The 18858-nt window shown below is 61.5% G+C and carries 22 protein-coding genes; 11 read left to right on the top strand and 11 right to left on the bottom strand.

Going from position 1 to position 18858, the window contains the following annotated elements; all coding sequences use genetic code 11:
- Positions 1-2: 2 nt before the first annotated feature.
- On the bottom strand, positions 3-1355 hold the full coding sequence (gene glmU / locus KCG44_RS08445) for a bifunctional UDP-N-acetylglucosamine diphosphorylase/glucosamine-1-phosphate N-acetyltransferase GlmU (RefSeq protein WP_218445568.1): 1353 nt from the start codon (positions 1353-1355) through the stop codon (positions 3-5).
- A gap of 81 nt (positions 1356-1436) precedes the next feature.
- On the opposite strand from glmU, the gene KCG44_RS08440 reads away from it, so the two are divergent.
- Positions 1437-2135, top strand: coding sequence for an HAD family hydrolase (locus KCG44_RS08440; protein WP_218445567.1), 699 nt, complete (start codon positions 1437-1439; stop codon positions 2133-2135).
- Here the strand turns inward: KCG44_RS08440 and KCG44_RS08435 are convergent.
- The 4 genes from KCG44_RS08435 to KCG44_RS08420 are packed head-to-tail and all read right to left on the bottom strand — an operon-like array spanning position 2053 to position 4830.
- Positions 2053-3144 (bottom strand): nucleotidyltransferase domain-containing protein, encoded by a 1092-nt coding sequence (locus KCG44_RS08435; RefSeq protein ID WP_369411951.1) that lies wholly within the window; start codon positions 3142-3144, stop codon positions 2053-2055. The genes KCG44_RS08440 and KCG44_RS08435 overlap by 83 nt on opposite strands.
- Positions 3141-4022, bottom strand: coding sequence for an HprK-related kinase A (locus KCG44_RS08430; protein WP_255536402.1), 882 nt, complete (start codon positions 4020-4022; stop codon positions 3141-3143). The genes KCG44_RS08435 and KCG44_RS08430 overlap by 4 nt, the downstream gene beginning before the upstream one ends.
- Positions 4019-4306, bottom strand: a complete 288-nt coding sequence (locus tag KCG44_RS08425; RefSeq protein ID WP_218445565.1) for an HPr-rel-A system PqqD family peptide chaperone — start codon at positions 4304-4306, stop codon at positions 4019-4021. The genes KCG44_RS08430 and KCG44_RS08425 overlap by 4 nt, the downstream gene beginning before the upstream one ends.
- Positions 4307-4311: 5 nt before the next feature.
- On the bottom strand, positions 4312-4830 hold the full coding sequence (locus tag KCG44_RS08420; protein ID WP_218445564.1) for a hypothetical protein: 519 nt from the start codon (positions 4828-4830) through the stop codon (positions 4312-4314).
- Positions 4831-5107: 277 nt separating this feature from the next.
- Between KCG44_RS08420 and KCG44_RS08415 the strand changes: the two genes are divergently transcribed.
- The 7 genes from KCG44_RS08415 to KCG44_RS08385 all read left to right on the top strand — a co-directional run bounded on the left by KCG44_RS08415 (position 5108) and on the right by KCG44_RS08385 (position 12402).
- The gene (locus KCG44_RS08415) at positions 5108-6301 is read left to right on the top strand and encodes an ATP-binding protein (protein ID WP_218445563.1); all 1194 of its coding nucleotides are present in this window, start codon (positions 5108-5110) and stop codon (positions 6299-6301) included.
- Positions 6302-6459: 158 nt separating this feature from the next.
- On the top strand, positions 6460-7845 hold the full coding sequence (gene pstC, locus KCG44_RS08410; protein WP_218445562.1) for a phosphate ABC transporter permease subunit PstC: 1386 nt from the start codon (positions 6460-6462) through the stop codon (positions 7843-7845).
- Positions 7842-9128 (top strand): phosphate ABC transporter permease PstA, encoded by a 1287-nt coding sequence (gene pstA / locus KCG44_RS08405; RefSeq protein WP_255536401.1) that lies wholly within the window; start codon positions 7842-7844, stop codon positions 9126-9128. Before pstC ends, pstA begins: the two co-directional genes overlap by 4 nt.
- The gene (gene pstB, locus KCG44_RS08400; RefSeq protein WP_218445561.1) at positions 9129-9929 is read left to right on the top strand and encodes a phosphate ABC transporter ATP-binding protein PstB; all 801 of its coding nucleotides are present in this window, start codon (positions 9129-9131) and stop codon (positions 9927-9929) included.
- Between the two features lie 22 nt (positions 9930-9951).
- Positions 9952-10662 (top strand): phosphate signaling complex protein PhoU, encoded by a 711-nt coding sequence (phoU, locus tag KCG44_RS08395; protein ID WP_218445559.1) that lies wholly within the window; start codon positions 9952-9954, stop codon positions 10660-10662.
- Between the two features lie 16 nt (positions 10663-10678).
- A complete protein-coding gene (gene phoB / locus KCG44_RS08390; protein WP_218445557.1) occupies positions 10679-11377 on the top strand; it encodes a phosphate regulon transcriptional regulator PhoB in 699 nt (232 codons plus the stop codon).
- Between the two features lie 125 nt (positions 11378-11502).
- Positions 11503-12402 (top strand): SDR family NAD(P)-dependent oxidoreductase, encoded by a 900-nt coding sequence (locus KCG44_RS08385; protein WP_218445671.1) that lies wholly within the window; start codon positions 11503-11505, stop codon positions 12400-12402.
- 44 nt (positions 12403-12446) lie between these two features.
- Here the strand turns inward: KCG44_RS08385 and KCG44_RS08380 are convergent, their stop codons facing one another.
- The 4 genes from KCG44_RS08380 to KCG44_RS08365 all read right to left on the bottom strand — a co-directional run bounded on the left by KCG44_RS08380 (position 12447) and on the right by KCG44_RS08365 (position 14760).
- Entirely contained in the window at positions 12447-12797 is a 351-nt protein-coding gene (locus KCG44_RS08380; protein WP_369411950.1) for a DUF2794 domain-containing protein, read from the bottom strand.
- Positions 12798-13484 (bottom strand): serine O-acetyltransferase EpsC, encoded by a 687-nt coding sequence (epsC, locus tag KCG44_RS08375; RefSeq protein WP_218445555.1) that lies wholly within the window; start codon positions 13482-13484, stop codon positions 12798-12800.
- Between the two features lie 129 nt (positions 13485-13613).
- Entirely contained in the window at positions 13614-14132 is a 519-nt protein-coding gene (gene ahpD, locus KCG44_RS08370; protein WP_218445553.1) for an alkylhydroperoxidase, AhpD family, read from the bottom strand.
- Between the two features lie 85 nt (positions 14133-14217).
- On the bottom strand, positions 14218-14760 hold the full coding sequence (locus tag KCG44_RS08365; RefSeq protein ID WP_218445550.1) for a peroxiredoxin: 543 nt from the start codon (positions 14758-14760) through the stop codon (positions 14218-14220).
- 159 nt (positions 14761-14919) lie between these two features.
- Between KCG44_RS08365 and KCG44_RS08360 the strand changes: the two genes are divergently transcribed.
- The 3 genes from KCG44_RS08360 (at position 14920) to lysM (ending at position 17374) form a co-directional block, all read left to right on the top strand.
- Positions 14920-15825: a hydrogen peroxide-inducible genes activator gene (locus KCG44_RS08360; RefSeq protein ID WP_218445548.1), complete on the top strand. Its 906-nt coding sequence runs from the start codon at positions 14920-14922 to the stop codon at positions 15823-15825.
- A gap of 49 nt (positions 15826-15874) precedes the next feature.
- Positions 15875-16849, top strand: a complete 975-nt coding sequence (locus KCG44_RS08355; RefSeq protein WP_218445546.1) for an NADPH:quinone oxidoreductase family protein — start codon at positions 15875-15877, stop codon at positions 16847-16849.
- Positions 16850-16912: 63 nt separating this feature from the next.
- Complete coding sequence (lysM, locus tag KCG44_RS08350; protein ID WP_218445544.1) at positions 16913-17374, top strand: peptidoglycan-binding protein LysM; 462 nt, start codon at positions 16913-16915, stop codon at positions 17372-17374.
- A 134-nt stretch (positions 17375-17508) separates the two neighbouring features.
- Here the strand turns inward: lysM and queE are convergent, their stop codons facing one another.
- Together queE and queC are read right to left on the bottom strand one after the other, a co-directional pair.
- Positions 17509-18141, bottom strand: a complete 633-nt coding sequence (queE, locus tag KCG44_RS08345; protein ID WP_218445542.1) for a 7-carboxy-7-deazaguanine synthase — start codon at positions 18139-18141, stop codon at positions 17509-17511.
- The gene (gene queC, locus KCG44_RS08340; protein ID WP_218445539.1) at positions 18138-18833 is read right to left on the bottom strand and encodes a 7-cyano-7-deazaguanine synthase QueC; all 696 of its coding nucleotides are present in this window, start codon (positions 18831-18833) and stop codon (positions 18138-18140) included. The genes queE and queC overlap by 4 nt, the downstream gene beginning before the upstream one ends.
- Positions 18834-18858: the final 25 nt, after the last annotated feature.

The raw sequence follows: 18858 nt of genomic DNA, 5'->3' as shown, positions 1-18858 counted from the left end.
GTCTAGCCTGCCTTCTTTTTCTGCTGGACCGCGCGGAAGCGTTCCGCCCAGCCTTCACGTTCATTCTGCTGTCCGCGGGCGACGGCAAGCGCGCCCGCCTCAACATCCTTGGTGACGACCGACCCGGCGCCGACGATCGCGCCTGCGCCGATGTTCACGGGCGCGACCAGGCTGCTGTTGGAGCCGATGAAGGCACCTTCGCCGATGACAGTCTGATATTTGAAAAATCCGTCATAATTACATGTGATCGTACCCGCGCCGACATTCGCGCCCGCGCCGATGGTGGCGTCGCCCAGATAGGTCAGGTGGTTCGCCTTTGCGCCCTCACCAAGCGTCGATTTCTTCATCTCGACGAAATTACCGACCTTCGCGCCGGCCTTCATCACGGCACCGGGGCGCAGGCGCGCGAAGGGGCCGACGTCGCAATTCTCTCCGACATGCGCGCCTTCCAGATGGCTGTGCGCGCGGATGGTGGCGCCGCTCTCGATCTTCACGCCCGGTCCAAAAACGACATTCGGCTCGATGACGACATCAGAAGCGATATCCGTGTCCCAGGAGAAATATACGCTTTCCGGGTCACGCAGGGTCACGCCGGCGCGCATCATCGCCTCGCGCCGGTCCTGCTGCCAAAGCTTTTCGGCGAAGGCGAGGTCGACCCGGTCATTGACGCCGGTGACTTCGCGCTCCGGCGCCTCGACGACGGCCGATGTGCGGCGGTCCTGGCCTGCAATGGTCACGAGGTCTGGCAGATAATATTCGCCCTGCGCATTCTCATTGTCGATTCGCGACAATAGTGCGAACAGCTCTTCCCCGCGCACCATGACCGGTCCGGCGTTGCACAGTTTCGCGGCGCGCTCCTCCTCACTCGCATCCTTATACTCGACCATCTTCTCGATCGTGCCGTCTTCGGATGCCAGGATGCGCCCATAGGATTTCGCATCATCGGGCCGAAACCCCAGGACGACGCATGCGGGGCCGTCGTCGGCGGCAAGGCGCTGCTGCATGCGCGACACGGTTTCACTCTTCAACAGCGGCACATCGCCAAAGCAGACAAGCACGTCGCCGACAAAATCCTTCAGCTCTTCCTCGGCCTGCGCGGCGGCGTGGGCCGTTCCCAGCTGCTCGCGCTGATAGGCAAACGCCGTTCCGTCGCCTTCCATCTCCGCGCGCACGCTTTCCGCGCCCGCGCCGACGATGATAACGGTTTTCTCCAGTTTCAGCTTCGTCAGCTCGCCGACAAGGCCGCGCAGCATCGGCTGGCCGCCGACGGGATGCAGCACTTTGTGAAGACTGGATTTCATACGCGTACCCTTGCCTGCGGCAAGGATGATGGCGGCAACAGGCCTGCTGCTCATGAGGGTCTTATCTCCTGAATGAATTGCGGCGCATAACGGAGAAGTCTTGCGATTTCTACAAGGCTGAAACAGACGCTGCCCATGAACACGAATAAACCCTGTATCGTTTTTGATCTAGATGGAACTCTCGTCGACACCGCGCCTGATCTGGCGGGCGCGATGAACGCGGTCCTGCGCCACTTTGGCCGAAGCGAGGTCAGCACCGATGCCGTGCGGCGGATGGTCGGCCATGGCGCGCGGCGGACCATGGCCGAGGGGCTGCGACTCACCGGCGGCGGCACGGATGCCATGCTGGATGAAGGCCAGCCGATTTTTCTCGACCATTATGGCCGGAATATCTGCGTCGAGTCGCGCCCCTTTGACGGGGTCGAGTCCGTACTCGACCGGCTTGCCGCCGATGCCGCGCTCGCCGTCTGCACGAACAAGCCGGTCGCGCTCGCGGAAAAGCTCATCGCATCGCTCGGGTGGGGCGACCGATTCGCGGCAATTCTCGGCGGCGACAGCCTTCCCGTGCGCAAGCCCGACGCGGCACCGCTCTACGAAGTCATTGCAAGATCCGGCGGCGATCCCGCCCGCGCGGCGATGATCGGCGATTCAAGTTCGGACATGGGCGCGGCGCGCGCTGCCAATATTCCATCCGTGCTCGTCAGTTACGGCTATCTGGATGCCCCGGTGGCCGACCTGAGGGCGGATGCCGTTATCGCGCATTTTGCGGAGCTTCCCGCCGCCCTTCGCCGCGCCGCGCCCTCCATTTGGTCCACAGGTGCCGGGCCAGCATAAGCGGCGGCATGCGCAGCCAGTGGCCGCGCAGGAACAGCAGAAACTGCGCGCCGGGCGCTGCCCCCTGGCCATATTCATCATGTCCTCGCAGCTTCCGCAGGGCGAGCCTGTCGACAATATCGCCGCGTCCCCGAACCGATGGCGGGGACGGCGTTTCATAAAGCGCCTCGGCCAGCCGCAGCGCCCGCGCCAGCGGCACCGTCAGGTCATGCGCCGCTGCTGCTATCGTCAGTTCGTCCCAGAACCCCTCGGCCTTTGCGAAATGCCTGACGAGCCGGTCAATGTCCCACAGATTGCGGGCACCGCCCTGGAAGTCACCGTCATAGGCCAGGTGAGTCGCGCTATGCAGCAGCATTTCCGGTGGTGACATCACGAATATATTGTCCGGCAGCGCATCTGTTTCGCCGCCTGGAGCCAACGCCGCTGGCCGAACGGCATGTTCGAAGATCCGTTCGGGGCGGGGCGTCAGCCGCGCCGTCAGCGGCAGGATGGTGTGGTGCAGATCGATGACACCGCCGCGCATTTCGTGCGCCAGCGGCGGCAGTTCGTGCATCCACTGCCGGTAATAGGCGTCATCATACGTGCCCCTGGGCTTGACGGACAACCAGCCGGCCCCTTTCAGCGCGCGCTCCGTATCCGCCAGCGATTCGCGTGGGACCATGATGTCAAGATCGCCAATATTGCGGCCCGGCAGCGGCGGCAGCAGGGCCATCAGATAGGCCGACCCCTTCATCAGGACCACCGGAATGCCGCTGTCTCTCAGGGCATCGGCCATGCGCAGCACTTCGAAACGCGCCGCATCATGATTGCGCCGCGCGGCCGCGCGCGCCTCGTCCAGCAGCAGTCTCGCCTTGTCCGGAACGTCCGTCCCGGCGGCGCGCTCGCCCAGCGTCGCCATCAGCATCTCCGCACGCGCGACGCGGATCAGCGCGTTCCACTGGCGTGTCCCCAATGTCCCGATGGTAGACGGGTGACGCAGCGCCTCATGCAGGATGAGCGACGGTGTCACCCCGCTTTCGCCCACAGGTCCGCGACCAGCTTCAGTGCGTCCTCACTGTCGCTATAGTGCAGGTCATAGGCGGGCACCTCGCGCACCAGCCGGATCAGCGTATCAAATCCCGGTTCACCCAATTGCAGCTGATTGGTCGAGGCGACCGACAGGCGCATATATGCTTCTGACTGCGACATCTGTTCGGTTCGCGGCGCGACACCCTCGGCAAAGTGCGGCGATACGATAAGGGCGGGCCGCGCTGGTACATCCATGTTCGCAATGGCGCCCGCGGGCGGCAGCAGGTGCCGTACGGTCCCTTTCATCGTGCCGGTCAGTTCCGGACCGAAACGCGATCCATCGACGCGCTCCCGCATCACCGCAATCGACTGGTTCTTCAGCCCGATGGGGCGCGGATAGGGTTTCAGCGTGATTGGGTCGTCCATCGCGATCAGGGCCAGCTCATCGCCAAGATGCCGCCAGCCCGCGCTGTAGGACAACAGCGCCGACAGCGTGCTTTTGCCCGCGCCGCTGTCGCCGACAATGATGATCGCCCGGTCTCCCTGCGCGGCGCTTGCCGCGTGCAGGACGATGTCGCGGCGATAGCCAAGGGCCATCTGCATGTTCACCGCCATCTCGAACCCCAGCAGCCCGAGCCGTTCTTCGATGGGAACAATATCCTCCATCATATAATCGGCGCGAAACGTCATGGACCTGCGGTACCAGCGCCGCCACCAGACGGTCGGCACCGCGGCGACGGCAAAGTCGAATATCTCGTCATCGCTACCCTGTGGATATTCCGCATAAAGGCGGCGCGCGGCTTCGACCGGGGCGCGGAACGGCGATCGAATGTCGAAAGTTGCGGGGCCGATACGCACCCGCATATGCTGCATGGTCATGCCGCCCGGATCACCAGGCCAAGGGCGGCAAGTTCTTCCAGTCTTTGCGAAATGACGGCAAGCGCGTCGCCATCCTCCGCCTCGACAGCGCCATATTCCGTTTCGAGCGTGCGGAGGAGACCAGCCGGATGAATTCCGGCATCTGGTAAATGAGAAAACATCATCTCCATCTCGGGAGATAATATATGCGTTTCACCCGAAAGACGATGAAAGACCAGCGTCAGGTCTTCCAAAGGTTCAACGCGCAGGTCAGCGCGCGCCGGAATGTAGCGCGCGCCGGACATGTGAATTAGATATTAGCGACGTTTAGGCTGTTCGTCAGCGAGACGAGGCAGCTCAGGCCCGCGCCAGGTACATTTCCGCTCCGAACGTGCTGCATGTAGCGCACATGGGCCTCGAATTTATGCCTGCCGACACCGGCGGGGGGATTGATCACGCCGCCGGCGGTCGCATCCTTGATCTGCTGGCCGCTATACGAAAAGTTCGAGCCAACCCTGAAAACGCGGGTCTTTTGTTTGCTGTTGGGGTCTTTCTTATACACCCAATGGCCGCCCTGTCGGAACACGTGGGCGTTATCCGGCACCACATCGCCATCGGCGTCGATCCTGCTCGGGATGCGCACCTGGCATGCCATCATCGAGACGGCAGCGCCGCCGCCATTATTGGCCATCGCCATCGACGGGCTGAGCGTAGCGACCGCGGGAACTGCGATTGCGCCAAGCTTCAGGACGCGGCGGCGCGACGCCACCCGTGCGTTCTCTTCCGCATCGATACTCGTACCTTCGGGCGTTTCGGTCTCGTTAGCCATGCTATCTCACCTGTATTCTGGTCTATCAATATGTCCGATTTCGCCTTCCCCTTAAGGGAAAAGCCTTATCGAAACAATCATAACAAATCGAAAGCAATATTCGTACCAACATCCTAACTGACTGGAAAGCAAGATTAACCATATTGTCACCGTTCTGGAGTTGTAAAATATCCCGACACATTCCAAGTCGCTTGTCAGGACATGGTGGCAACGGACGGACAGGCGGTATTCTCTTGCGGGTGCGCCGTCCGAATGGATGCGGGGATATTCTGACGTCATGAACAATCATGTCATTCGCTTCTTGCTCGTTTCGACCCTGCTGCTGACCGCCGGCTATGGTATTGGCACAGGCTCCTGGTCCGTCGCGCTGGTCGCAGGCACTATAGCCATCGCGCTCTCCGTGGGGTTCCCGTCGAAGTCCGCGTCTGAACATAATCGCAGGGCGACGGACGTCCCGCCATCGCCCCAGAATTTTGACGTGCTTCGCCTTGCCGATCTTGAAATGGCCGCCATGATTCTGGATCGGCAGGGCGCGGTCCTTGCGGTCAATGCCGATGCGGTGAAACTATTTGGCGACAGTGTGGGTGAGGACGTCGCACTGGCCCTCAGATATCCGGCCGCGCTCGATGCTGTGAAGCGGGCCATTCGGGAACAGCGCGAAGTCACGGCGGAGGTTGAGGGAATCGGCCTGCAGACCGCTGTGCACCGCCTGCGCGCCGCGCCGACCGAGAATGGCGGCTTTATCGTCACCTTTGCCGACGTCTCGTCCGCCCGCGCCGCAGAGCGCATGCGTGCGGACTTCGTCGCGAATTCCAGTCACGAGCTGCGCACCCCGCTCGCGACGCTTGCGGGGTTCATCGAGACCTTACAGGGGCCTGCCGCGGATGATATGGAGGCGAGCACGCGCTTTCTGGGGCTGATGGCCGAGGAAGCGGCGCGCATGACGCGGCTGATCGACGACCTGCTTTCCCTGTCGCGTGTGGAGCTCGACAAGAATCTCCGCCCGCGCCAGTCAGTCCGCCTCGCACCTCTGATTCGCGAATTTGCGGAAACGATGGCCGTCAAATTCAGCGATTGGGACCGCAGCCTGATCATAGAGGTTGAGGACGATATTCCCAATGTCATCGGGGATCGTGATCAATTGCTGCAGATTTTCAATAATCTGGTCAGCAATTCCCTGAAATACGGGCACGCCGGGACACCCGTGACGATTACGGCGGCGCGCATGCCGGGCGGCGTTGCCGTGCGGGTCACGGACAGTAGCGACGGCATCGCGCCCGAACACCTTCCGCGTCTTACCGAGCGTTTCTACCGGGTCGATGCCGGGCGGTCGCGAAAACTCGGCGGGACCGGGCTTGGCCTGGCGATCGTCAAACACATGGTGGAACGTCATCGCGGCCGCCTTGACATTAGGTCAACGCAGGGCGTCGGCACGACGGTCAGTTTCTCCCTGCCGGAATCTTCCGATTGAGGCGATGCCCGTGCGCTATGCCTTCTGCCGTAACAAAAGTGACAAATGCCTGTGGCAAGGGCGACCCGTCGGATCGGAAAGAAACGACTGCGTAATCGGCGAAGCCGGTCGGGTATATCCATTCAGCGCGTCCGTGGCGGCGATTCGGGAGTACGAAAATGTCGCTTGGCGCGTTCGCGCTTGTACTTTTGGCGTTGGCAACGCTCTCTTACGTCGCCGCGCGTGCGCGGGCGCGGGCGTTCAAGGTGGACAGTCACCACCATGTTCACTCCCGCCCCAGCTATCACGGCCTGCGCGCCGGCCTGACGGCACTCGTCCCCGCGGGCCTGCTGATTCTCGCCTGGGGTATTGTCGGCGACGGCGTTGTCGCGGAACAGACGCTTTCGCAGCTTCCAGAGGCAAGTCGTCCCGCCCCCGGCCTCGATAAGCAGGCGTTCCTCAACGAAGTGCGCGGCGTGGTATCGGGTGAGCTTCCGGCCGCATTCCGCCCCGCCGCGAACGAAGCCGTTCCCATTTACCGGTCAACGCAGCAAAGCTGGACGCTGCTGATCGGCGGCCTCGCGGTGCTGCTCGCCCTGATCGGCGGCGGTTACGCCTGGCTCAGGACGGCACCTGATGTGCGGGCGCGAACGCAGGTCGAAATGTTCGCCACCGTCGTGTTGGCCCTGGCATCGCTTATCGCGATCTTGACCACGCTGGGCATCGTATTGTCGCTTCTTTACGAAAGCCTCGAATTCTTCAGTCGGGTCAATCCGCTCGAGTTCATTTTCGGCACGCAGTGGAGTCCGCAAACGGCAATCCGCGCCGATCAGGTCGGCTCAAGCGGTGCCTTCGGTGCCGTGCCGCTGTTCTGGGGGACGATCTTCATCGGGGCGATCATCGCGATGCTGGTCGCCATACCGCTCGGTCTGATGGCGGCCATCTATCTGACGCAATATGCCCGTTCATCGACACGCAAGATCCTGAAACCGCTTCTTGAGATTCTCGCCGGCGTGCCGACCGTCGTCTATGGCTATTTCGCGGCCCTGACCGTCGCACCGGCGGTGCGCGATCTCGCAATTTCCGTCGGCATTGAAAGTGCGTCGTCGGAAAGCGCGCTCGCCGCCGGCAGCGTGATGGGGATCATGATCATCCCCTTTATTTCATCCATGGCCGACGATGCCCTGTCGTCGGTGCCGGGCGCGATGCGCGATGGCAGTTTCGCTTTGGGCGCGACATCGTCGGAAACCATCAAGCGCGTACTGGTCCCCGCCGCACTTCCCGGTATTGTCGGCGGCGTATTGCTCGCGATAAGCCGCGCGATCGGTGAAACCATGATCGTGGTCATGGCGGCGGGGCAGGCGGCGAACCTGACGGCGAATCCGCTGGAATCGGTGACCACCGTGACGGCGCAGATCGTCCAGCTTCTCACCGGTGACCAGGAATTCGACAGCGCGAAGACGCTCAGCGCTTTTGCGCTTGGCCTCGTGCTGTTCATTGTGACGCTGATGCTGAACATTTACGCCCTGACGGTCGTGAAGCGCTACCGGGAGGCTTACGAATGAGCCAGTCTGGCACTAGGAAACTCGACTGGCAGAGCAAGGAGATGCAAGCCCGCGTGCGTCGGCGTTACGTGCGCGAGCGGCGGTTCCGCCGGGTCGGCCTTGGCGCTGTCATCATCGCGGCCAGCTTTCTGGCGTTCCTCCTCTTCACCATCACGTCGAACGGCATTGGCGGTTTCCGCCGCGCGGAACTGGCGCTGGACCTGAACTACGACCCGGCGATTCTCGGCATTCAGGCGTCCGATTCGTCGGAAGAGGCGGCCGCAACCGCCGTCAGCCGTGCGGATTTTCGGCCGCTGCTCGCATCTGCGGCGCAGGCGCAACTTGGCGACAGCAGCCTCGTTAGCGAGGGCGCGTGGCTTGCGGTGCGCGATCAGGTGGTCGAGGATCCATCCCTGATCGGGACCACACAGCGTGTCTGGGTCGTTGGTGCACCGAACATGGATATTCTGGCCAAGGGACAGGTTGACTTCGACCTCGCCCCGGACCGGCGCGGCGTGTCCACTGCCACGGTCGCTGCCTACCGCACCCTTCGTGAAGAGGGGCGCATCCGGCTGGCGTTCAATAGCGGTTTCCTGACGCAGGCCGACAGCACCAATTCCGAACTGGCGGGCATTTGGGGCGCGCTGATCGGCTCCATTCTGACCATGGCCATCACGCTTGGAATCAGCTTTCCGCTTGGTGTCATGACAGCCGTCTATCTCGAGGAATATGCACCGAAAAACAAGCTGACCGATATTATCGAAGTGTCGATCAACAATCTCGCCGCGGTACCGTCGATCATTTTTGGCCTGCTCGGTCTTGCCGTGTTTCTGAATACTTTCGGCATGCAGCGTTCCGCGCCTGTGGTCGGCGGTCTGACGCTCGCGCTGATGACGTTGCCGGTGATCGTCATTTCCTCGCGCGTGGCACTGAAATCCGTGCCGCCGTCGATCCGCGATGCCGCGCTGGGTATCGGTGCCTCCCGCTTGCAGGTGATCCTACATCATCTGATACCCGTGGCACTGCCGGGCATTCTTACCGGCACCATCATCGGTCTCAGCCGCGCGCTTGGGGAGACCGCGCCGCTGCTGCTCATCGGCATGCGTGCCTTTGTTTCCGATGTGCCGGAAGGGGTGACCGAGCCCGCGACGGTTCTGCCCGTACAGATTTTCCTGTGGTCCGACGAGGTCGGCCGCGGGTTCGTCGAAAAGACGAGCGCCGCTATCATGGTGCTTCTTACAGTGCTACTAAGCATGAACGCCGTAGCCATCTACCTGAGAAACAAGTTTGAGAGGCGCTGGTAAATGCCTGATGCAACTGTAGTTCATGATGAGGTGGTCATGGCCGATGGTGCCAAGATGACAGCTCGTGACGTGGACGTGTTCTATGGCGAGAAGCAGGCCGTCGATAAGGTCTCTATCGACGTGGACTCACATTATGTGACTGCCTTTATCGGCCCCTCGGGCTGCGGCAAGTCCACGTTCCTGCGCTGCTTCAACCGCATGAACGACACCATCGACATCGCCCGGGTTGGCGGCAGGATCGAACTGGACGGTAAGGACATTTACGATCCGAAGATGGATGTGGTGCAGCTTCGCGCCCGGGTCGGTATGGTCTTTCAGAAACCAAACCCGTTCCCGAAATCGATCTATGAGAATATCGCCTATGGTCCGCGCATTCACGGCCTTGCCAGCGCGAAGGCGGATATGGACGAGATCGTCGAGCGCAGCCTTACCCGCGCGGGCCTTTGGAACGAGGTCAAGGACCGGCTCGACGAAAGCGGAACGGCGATGTCAGGCGGTCAGCAGCAGCGCCTGTGCATCGCGCGGGCGATCGCGGTCGATCCGGAAGTCATCCTGATGGACGAGCCCTGTTCGGCATTGGACCCGATTGCGACGGCCCGCATCGAAGAACTGATCGATGACCTTCGCGGCAACTATGCGATCGTCATCGTCACGCATAATATGCAGCAGGCAGCGCGTGTGTCGCAGCGGACCGCGTTCTTCCATCTCGGTAATCTGGTCGAATATGGGGGTACCGAGGCCATCTTCACCAATCCGCGTGCGGACCGGACACGCGATTACATTACTGGCCGCTTCGGCTGATCGGTTAGAGAAGAGCAGAAAAATGGCACCTCCCAACGCACATATCGTCAAATCGTTCGACGACGACCTTCGCGCGCTTCGCTCCATCATCGGCGAAATGGGCGGCCTTGCCCGTTCCGGGCTCGACCGCAGCATTCAGTCCCTTCTCAGTTTCGACATGGAGCTTGCGGAACGCGTCATTGCGGATGATCGCAGGATCGATGACCTTGAAATGGAGGTGGAGGCATTCGCCATCTCCATCATCGCCCGCCGCGCACCCATGGCGCAGGACCTGCGCGAGGTGATTGCCGCTCTCAAGATCGGCGCGCTGATCGAGCGCATCGGCGACTATGGCAAGAACATATCCAAACGCGTCGCCTCGATATCGGATTCCAAATATCGCGGTGCGGGTTCCGGGGTCGAGCGCATGGGCCAGATGGTTTCGGAACAGGTCGATGACGCCATGCGGGCATTTCTTGACCGTGATCCCTATCTGGCCCGCGCCGTCAATGACCAGGACGAAGCGATCGACGATTTCTACGAAAGCCTGTTCCAGACCCTGCTTGGGGAAATCGCGGAGGATAGCGAGCTGACCGCGCCCGCGACGCACTACATCTTCATCATCAAAAATCTTGAGCGGATCGGCGATCACGCGACAAATATCGCCGAGATGGTTCACTATAGCGCGACGGGCGAATATCTGGAAGCGCGGGCCAAGGGCGGCGACGCGACCGGCCTCACGCTCCCGCTATAGATAGGAAGAAGGCACCATGAACCCGAAAGTGCTGATCGTCGAGGATGACGCCAATCTCGTTGAGCTTCTCACCTATAATTTCCAGAAGGAGGGTTTCGATACCATCCAGACGGAGGATGGTGAGGAGGCGTTGATGCTCGCGCTCGAGCAGGACCCGGACATCATTATCCTGGACTGGATGATCGCGAATCTCAGTGGGATCGAAGTCTGCCGCCGCCTGCGCCGCGATCCGCAGACGGCGAATCTGCCCGTGATCATGCTGACCGCGCGCACGGACGAAGCGGACCGCATTCGCGGGCTCGACACCGGCGCGGACGATTATATCACAAAGCCGTTCAGCCCGCGGGAGCTCATCGCGCGCGTGCACGCTGTGCTGCGCCGCCTGCGTCCCGCCATTGCCAATTCCACGCTCGCTTATGCGGACATCGAAATGGATCTGGGCGCGCATAAGGTGCTGCGCGGGGGCGACCGTGTGCCGCTGGGACCGACCGAATTCCGTCTCCTGCGGCATTTTCTCGAGCACCCGGGCCGCGTCTTCAGCCGCGAACAATTGCTGGACAATGTCTGGGGCAGGGATGTCTATGTCGAGCAGCGCACTGTCGATGTCCATATCCGCCGCCTGCGCAAAGCGATCAACGAAGGCGGCAAGCCCGATCTGATCCGAACCGTGCGCTCGGCGGGATATGCGCTCGACGAGGCTGGCAAGGTCGACTGAGCCCGTCCGCCGGACTGGCAAAAGCACAGGGTAGCCGCTGATGCGTGGGCAGGCCTATTCTAGGCAGGTATCGCCGCGCGCCGTGTAGATGACCGGCCGCGCCCCATTTCTTTTGGAGACTCATGATGGATTTCACGAACCGCACCGCGATCGTAACGGGTGCCGGCGGCGGGCTTGGCCGCGAATATGCGCTTGCGCTGGGCCGCCGCGGCGTGAAGGTGTGTGTCAATGATCTGGGCGGTGCCCGCGACGGCTCCGGCGGCAGTGCCAGTGCGGCGCAGACGGTCGTTGATGAAATCCAGGCTGCGGGCGGGATAGCGATTGCGAATTCCGCATCGGTCACCGACCGGGATGCCGTCAGCGCCATGGTTGCGGAGGTCATGGAAAAATGGGGCCGTATCGACATCCTCATCAACAATGCGGGCGTCCTGCGCGACAAGAGCTTCGCAAAAATGACGCTCGACGATTTCGAATTCGTCATGGACGTCCATTTGATGGGCAGCGTCAATTGTTCGAAAGCCGTTTGGCAGCATATGCGTGACGCGAATTACGGGCGTATCGTCATGACCGGGTCTTCGACCGGCTGCTATGGCAATTTCGGACAGACCAATTACGGCGCTGCGAAGCTTGGTCTGGTCGGTTTCATGAAAAGCCTCGCGCAGGAGGGCGCGAAAAATAACATCCATGTGAATGCCATCATCCCCGTCGCCGGAACGCGCATGACCGAGGACATCATGCCCGAGGAGATGCTGAAACTATATGCGCCTGACAAGGTCGCGCCCGCCGTCGTCTTCCTCGCCTCTGAGGAGGCACCGACCAATACGATACTGGGCGCGGGCGCGGGCGGCTATCATGCGGCACATGTCACGCTGACGAAGGGCATCATGCTGACGGCGGATGAGCGCTCGGCGGAAACCATCGCCGCCCGCTTTGACGAAATCGTCGACCGTACCGGCGAAACCGTACCGCAGTCGGGAGCTGAACAGGGTCAGCTTGTGATGATGCGGCAAAGTGAAATCAGCTGAGGCGGAAACCAGAAGGAACTGGCGGTCCGGCAGGCCGCATGCCGTTAGGCCTGCACCAGCTTGACCAGTCGTCGCTCGACCGGAACCAGCAGCGCCTGCAGGTCATTACCGCGTTTCAGGATCTGCCCATGCTCGCCGATCAGGGCATATTGCCCCTGTTTGCGGAGCAGGCTCGGCCGCTTGACCACGGTGACTTCCGGTCGATCAGCGGCGCGGCGAAAGGCGGCGAAGCGGGCTTCGTTTCTTTCCATGCTGATCTGGTAATCGCGCCACTCGCCGGCCGCCACCATGCGGCCATAAAGGTCCATCAGGCGCGCAAGTTCCGGTCGAAGCCACGGGACCTGCCGCGTCGCCGCCTGAGAGGCGTCGAATAAGGGTGTAACCGTCGCTGGCACCTAGGCGCGGCGTTCTTTCTGTTCGTCATCCGCGGCCTGGTCCAGGGCGTCCAGGCGCTTTTGCATGGCCTGCAATTCACAGCGCAGGAAATCGATCTGCTTTGTCTGGGGATCGAATTTCTCGCTGCAAGGCGTCCCGTAGGGAAGGAAGTCCTGCGCGTAATTCTCGGCGGCCACCGGCACGGCGCGGGCAGGAATGCCGACCATTGTCGCGCCTTCGGCGACGTCGCGCGTCACGACGGCATTGGCGCCGATACGTGCCCGCTTGCCGACCTCGATCGGCCCCAGAATCTGGGCGCCGGAACCGACGATGCAACCGTCCTGCAACGTGGGATGCCGCTTGCCGGGGATGCCGTTTGCAGGGTTCGTCCCGCCCAGCGTCACACACTGATAGATCGTCACATCGTCGCCGATTTCCGCGGTTTCGCCGATGACGGTAAATCCATGATCGATGAACAGGTGCCTTCCGATCGTGGCACCCGGATGAATATCGATCGCGGTGAACATGCGGGCCAGATGGTTCACGACGCGTGCGAACAGAAACAGCTCTCCGCGGTACAGGAAATTCGCGATCCGGTGCATACCAAGTGCCCAGACACCCGGATAAAGCAGCACCTCCCAGCGCGAACGTGCCGCAGGATCACGCGCCTTCACGCTGTCGAGATATGAAATAAGCGCAGTCAGCATGATGGCGTCCTCCATCCTTCAAGTCCGACTCGATTTAGGCACTGGTTGCAGCGCTTGCAAATGCTGAAGCTGATTTTCCGGAGATGCCGACATATGGCACCCCCGGAACATCGAGTGCCGGCGACGTGTTTACGCCGCGGCCAGCGAGCGGCCGAGCGCAAACGTCACGGCGGCCATACGGGCTGCGTACTGGATGACGTCCGCGTTAACGCCTTCACCGCGCAGGACCTTTTCATGGCTGTCGACGCACATGCCGCAACCATTAATGGCGCTGACGGCAAGCGCCCATAGTTCGAAGTCGGCCTTGTCGACGCCTGGCTTGCCAATGATCGACATGCGCAGCTTTGCGGGCATCTGGCCATATTCCCCGTTGGAGACGAGGTGTGTGAAGCGGTAATAAATATTGTTCATCGCCATCACGGATGCGGCGCCCTTGGCGGCGGTCAGCGCTTCGGCGGACAATTTTTCCGCGGCCTCTTCCTCGGCGGCGTCGATCAGCGGCCCATAGCCGGTGGCATGGGCGCAGGCGACCAGCAGGCCATATTTCTTCTGATCGTCGACCATCTGATCGTCGAGCAGGGAAGAAATGTTCAGCTTCGTGTCCTTCGCATAATCGGGAAGGGTGCGGGCAAGGTCTTTGACGGACATGGGTGAATTCCTTTCTTTTGGACAGAAAAAGGGCGGCGTCAGCCAACGCTCCCGCCGCCCTTTTCAGTTTCGTCAGGGGGTGCGCCTAAGCGGCTGGCTTCAGGACCTCCTGGCCCTCTTCCCAATTGCATGGGCAAAGTTCGTCGGTCTGCAACGCGTCGAGAATGCGCAGCGTTTCCTTCGGATTGCGGCCCACGTTCAGGCCGTTGATCGTGACGTGCTGGATAATATTGTCCGGGTCCACGATGAACGTCGCACGCAGGGCAACGCCTGCGTTTTTGTCCAGAATGCCAAGGGCACCGGCCAGCTCGCTCTTATTATCCGCGATCCACGGGAAATCGCAGGCGGCCAGGCGCTCATCCGATTTGCGCCATGCGAAGTGCACGAAATCCGTATCGGTGGACGCACCGATCAGAACGGCGTCGCGATCCTCGAAATCATCTTTCAGGTCGCCATAGCCCATGATCTCCGTGGGGCAGACAAATGTGAAGTCCTTCGGCCACCAGAACAGGATTTTCCACTTACCGTCGAAGTCCTTGTCGGTCATCGTCTCGTCGGCGGGCAGGGCGCCGACGCCCTGCTGTACGGGAACCTTGAATTCGGGAAGTTTGTCGCCCACGGTCAACATAATGCTAATGCTCCTTTATCGGATGAGAAAATCGTAACAGAACGCACCGCCACGACGTACGGGCGCTGCGATCATATCTAACCAAGACCTTGCATATGGGTCTGGTTCCGTTATCGTGCCAATGAATTTTATTTTACAGTATGATCGATGGGGTCAATCATGCATTTGCCGACTTTGAAGCAGCTGCAATATCTGGTCGCTTTGCACGATCATGGTCATTTCGGCCGCGCGGCAGAGGCGAGTTTCGTGACCCAGTCAACCCTGTCCGCCGGCCTGCGGGAGCTGGAGACGCAGCTTGACGCAAACCTTGTCGAGCGGACACGGCGGGTCGTGCGCTTCACACCGCTTGGCGAACGGGTCGCCGCCAAGGCCAGATCGGTCCTCTCAAGCGCCGAGGAGCTCGCGCAGCTGGCCCATGCGGAATCAAAGCCGCTGGCAGGCGAGCTGCGCATGGGTGTCATTCCCACGATTGCGCCGTTCCTGCTGCCGAAACTGCTGCCCAGATTGCGCGCGGCGTTCCCGCAGCTCCGCCTGTTCCTGCGCGAGGAGCCAAGCGCACCGATTTGCGAGGCGCTGCACAAGGGGCAGGTGGATTGTGTGCTGCTGGCGCTGCCCTGGGCCTGCGGCGATGTTGAAACCGTCCGCCTGTTCGACGACCCCTTCTTCGTGGCCGCACATCAGGATGATCAGCCGGGTGCGAAGGAAAGCGTGGCGGCGGGCGAAATCGACCCGCACAAGCTTCTGCTTCTGGAGGACGGGCACTGCCTGAAAGAGCACGCGCTCAGCGCCTGCCGCCGTCCTGAATTCCGTACGGAGGCAAGTGTGATCGGAACGTCGCTGCATACGCTGGTGCAGATGGTGGACAATCGGCTCGGCCTGACACTCATTCCGGGGATGGCCATCGAAGCGGGCATTTTGAAGGACACAAATGTAGAGGCGCGCCCGCTTGCCGGAACCGATCCGGCGCGGCAAATCGCGCTCGTCTGGCGCACCTCCAGCCCGCGCGGGGATGAGTTCCGCATGCTGGCCAAAGCGCTAATCGACGCGGGCAGGGCGGCTGCATAAGCCGGTGGCATCCGAACTGACTGAACAGCCCAACATAAGGACCAAGCTGATGAAAGCCCTATTGTGCGTCGAACATGGCCCGCCCGAAAACCTCGTGCTGCGAGAGGTCGATATGCCCGAGCCCGGCAAAGGCGAGGTCCGCGTCAAGGTCAATGTCGCGGGCGTGAATTTTCCCGACACGCTCATCATTCAGAACCTCTATCAGTTCAAACCGGAACTTCCGTTCAGTCCGGGCGGCGAGGCCGCGGGCGTCATTGATGCTGTGGGCGAGGGCGTTGAAAATCTGAAAGTGGGTCAGCGGGTCCTCGCCATGACCGGTCACGGTGCCTTTGCGGAAATGATCGTCACCGACGCTCCGCGGGTCATCCCGATTCCCGACGCCATGCCCGACGATATCGCGGCAGGGTTCACGATGACTTACGGGACATCTCATCATGCGCTGAAACAGCGTGCGGACCTGCGGGCCGGTGAGACCCTTCTCGTCCTGGGCGCGGCGGGCGGTGTCGGCCTTGCCGCCGTTGAACTTGGCAAGCTGATGGGGGCGAAGGTCATCGCCGCCGCCTCCACACAGGAGAAGCTCGACCTCTGCCGCGAATATGGCGCGGATGAAGTCATCAATTACACCGAAGAGGACCTGCGCGCCGGTATCAAGCGTGCGACAGGCGGGAAGGGCGTCGACGTCGTCTACGACCCTGTCGGTGACAAATTCGCCGAGCCCGCGTTTCGCTCCATGGCATGGAAAGGCCGCTATCTCGTCGTCGGCTTTGCCGCAGGCGAGATTCCGAAACTTCCGCTCAACCTCGCGCTTATCAAGGGCGCGGCCATTGTCGGTGTATTCTGGGGCGCGTTCACGCAGCACGAACCGAAGGTGCATCAGGCGAACATGGCGGAGCTGCTGACCTGGCTTGGCGAAGGCAAGCTGAAACCGCATGTTTCCAAACGCTTCCCGCTCGCCGAGGGCGGCCAGGCGATCCGCTGGATGATGGACCGCAAGGCCATGGGGAAGGTCTTAGTGGAAATGTAATGGACCTTATTCGGCGATCCGCCGTTGATACGGCATCGCAGATATCAGGAAGGAACGAACGCCATGGGAATTTTCGACTTTTTCAAGAAAGACAAGGGTACGGAGCTGTTCGACGAGCAGACACCCGCCGAGAAAAAGGCCGAGAGGATCCGTGACGAAATCGAACGCATGGGCCTGAAGGGCGACATCAAGGTCCATGTCGATGGCAATAAGGTCAAGATCAGCGGCAAGGTCCCCGATCAGGCGACCAAGGAAAGACTGATGGTCCTCGCCGGCAACACCAAATATATCAACAAGGTCGATGACGACGATCTCGATACGGACGGACCACCGAGCAGCGCTCCGGCCAGCCGTTATCATACGGTGGAAAGCGGCGACAGCCTGTCGAAGATCGCCAAGGAATATTACGGTAACGCCAGCGCTTACATGAAAATATTCGAGGCCAATAAGCCGATGCTAAGCGACCCGGACAAGATCTACCCGGGCCAGGTTCTGCGCATCCCCGACGAGAATGCCGCCGTCTAAATCGGCCAGCGGTTCGTTTACGACACGCTATTCCCGCTGATCCGGGAATGGCGTGTCGTCATATTCAGCGCGAACGTCGTGGTCGTCCGCGAAAGGCACGAGATCGGCTCATCCTATGAGTGCTGCTTCTCGATTTATGGTATCCCAATCATCTTGTGCGTCTGCAAACTCAGCCGCCAGCGCGGGTTTTCCAGGCAGTAGCGCGTCGCCGCCGCGATATTCTCCGCCTGCGCGGGACTATCCATTGGCTGCAGAAAGAAATGCTCGAAATCCAGATCCGCGAATTCCGCCGGATCATTCTCCCTCTGCGGATATACCAGCTTCAATTCCTGTCCCGATGTCTGCACCAGTGGTTCGGCGGCCTTCGGACTGACGCAAATCCAGTCGATCCCGTCAGGCGCAGCGATCGTTCCATTTGTTTCCACCGCGATCCGAAAACCCTGGCCGTGCAGCGCGTCGATCAATGCGCGATCGAGCTGCAACAAGGGCTCGCCCCCCGTGCACACGATCAGTCGGTGCTCATCGATATCGCCCCACGCCGTGACGGCTGCGCCTGCCAGGCTGGCGGCGTCGAAGAATTTTCCGCCGCCCGGCCCATCGGTCCCGACAAAATCGGTGTCGCAGAATGTGCAGACCGCGGCGGCCCGGTCCCGCTCCCGTCCGCTCCACAAATTGCACCCGGCGAAGCGCAGGAACACCGCGCGCCGCCCCGCCTGCGCGCCCTCGCCCTGCAGGGTCAGGAACAGTTCCTTCACCGCATAGGTCATGCCGCGTAACGGGTGGGATCGGGCAAATCGGCCTCGACAAAGCCCTTCTTGCGCAGGCGGCACGCGTCGCAGCGACCACAATGCAGCGCACTATCGCCGTCCATTACGGGATCGTAGCACGTCCACGTCGCCTTTATGTCAACGTCCAGCCTGTGCGCCAGCTTCGCGATCCCCGCCTTGTCCAGGTCAAGCAGCGGCGTGTGGATCCGAAACGCGTCGCCCTCGACACCCGCCTTCGTCGCCTGCGCGGCCAGCGCTTCGAACGCCCTAATGAAATCCGGGCGGCAGTCCGGATATCCGGAATAATCCAGCGCATTGACGCCGATAAAGATGTCGCGCGCACCGACCGCCTCGGCCCACGCCAGCGCCACTGACAGGAACACCGTATTGCGCGCGGGAACGTAGGTCGGCGGAATGATGCTTTCATCGACCGCGCCGTCGCCCTTCGGGACATCGATATCGTCGGTCAGCGAAGATCCGCCAAACATCGACAGGTCGAGCGGCAGGATCACATGCCGCTCCGCCCCAAACGCGTCCGCCGCGCGCCGCGCCGCGTTGAGCTCGACCCGGTGCCGCTGATTATAGTCGATCGTCAGGGCCATGACGGCAAATCCGGCAGCTTTCGCGGCGGCCGCGCAAGTCGTTGAATCGAGGCCGCCTGAGAGCAGCACAATGGCTTTACCTTTTGACATGCTGGCGCGATAAACGCTGCGCCGC

The organism is Pacificimonas pallii, from assembly GCF_019204005.1.
GTDB classification, from domain to species: Bacteria; Pseudomonadota; Alphaproteobacteria; order Sphingomonadales; family Sphingomonadaceae; genus Pacificimonas; species Pacificimonas pallii.
This window is presented reverse-complemented; position numbering and strand designations above follow the sequence as displayed.

Coding starts and splice junctions, on each gene's coding strand:
- glmU (WP_218445568.1), bottom strand. CDS start 1,355: ATGAGCAGCAGGCCTGTTGCCGCCATCATCCTTGCCGCAGGCAAGGGT.
- KCG44_RS08440 (WP_218445567.1), top strand. CDS start 1,437: ATGAACACGAATAAACCCTGTATCGTTTTTGATCTAGATGGAACTCTC.
- KCG44_RS08430 (WP_255536402.1), bottom strand. CDS start 4,022: ATGACCATGCAGCATATGCGGGTGCGTATCGGCCCCGCAACTTTCGAC.
- KCG44_RS08425 (WP_218445565.1), bottom strand. CDS start 4,306: ATGTCCGGCGCGCGCTACATTCCGGCGCGCGCTGACCTGCGCGTTGAA.
- KCG44_RS08420 (WP_218445564.1), bottom strand. CDS start 4,830: ATGGCTAACGAGACCGAAACGCCCGAAGGTACGAGTATCGATGCGGAA.
- KCG44_RS08415 (WP_218445563.1), top strand. CDS start 5,108: ATGAACAATCATGTCATTCGCTTCTTGCTCGTTTCGACCCTGCTGCTG.
- pstC (WP_218445562.1), top strand. CDS start 6,460: ATGTCGCTTGGCGCGTTCGCGCTTGTACTTTTGGCGTTGGCAACGCTC.
- pstA (WP_255536401.1), top strand. CDS start 7,842: ATGAGCCAGTCTGGCACTAGGAAACTCGACTGGCAGAGCAAGGAGATG.
- pstB (WP_218445561.1), top strand. CDS start 9,129: ATGCCTGATGCAACTGTAGTTCATGATGAGGTGGTCATGGCCGATGGT.
- phoU (WP_218445559.1), top strand. CDS start 9,952: ATGGCACCTCCCAACGCACATATCGTCAAATCGTTCGACGACGACCTT.
- phoB (WP_218445557.1), top strand. CDS start 10,679: ATGAACCCGAAAGTGCTGATCGTCGAGGATGACGCCAATCTCGTTGAG.
- KCG44_RS08385 (WP_218445671.1), top strand. CDS start 11,503: ATGGATTTCACGAACCGCACCGCGATCGTAACGGGTGCCGGCGGCGGG.
- epsC (WP_218445555.1), bottom strand. CDS start 13,484: ATGCTGACTGCGCTTATTTCATATCTCGACAGCGTGAAGGCGCGTGAT.
- ahpD (WP_218445553.1), bottom strand. CDS start 14,132: ATGTCCGTCAAAGACCTTGCCCGCACCCTTCCCGATTATGCGAAGGAC.
- KCG44_RS08365 (WP_218445550.1), bottom strand. CDS start 14,760: ATGTTGACCGTGGGCGACAAACTTCCCGAATTCAAGGTTCCCGTACAG.
- KCG44_RS08360 (WP_218445548.1), top strand. CDS start 14,920: ATGCATTTGCCGACTTTGAAGCAGCTGCAATATCTGGTCGCTTTGCAC.
- KCG44_RS08355 (WP_218445546.1), top strand. CDS start 15,875: ATGAAAGCCCTATTGTGCGTCGAACATGGCCCGCCCGAAAACCTCGTG.
- lysM (WP_218445544.1), top strand. CDS start 16,913: ATGGGAATTTTCGACTTTTTCAAGAAAGACAAGGGTACGGAGCTGTTC.
- queE (WP_218445542.1), bottom strand. CDS start 18,141: ATGACCTATGCGGTGAAGGAACTGTTCCTGACCCTGCAGGGCGAGGGC.
- queC (WP_218445539.1), bottom strand. CDS start 18,833: ATGTCAAAAGGTAAAGCCATTGTGCTGCTCTCAGGCGGCCTCGATTCA.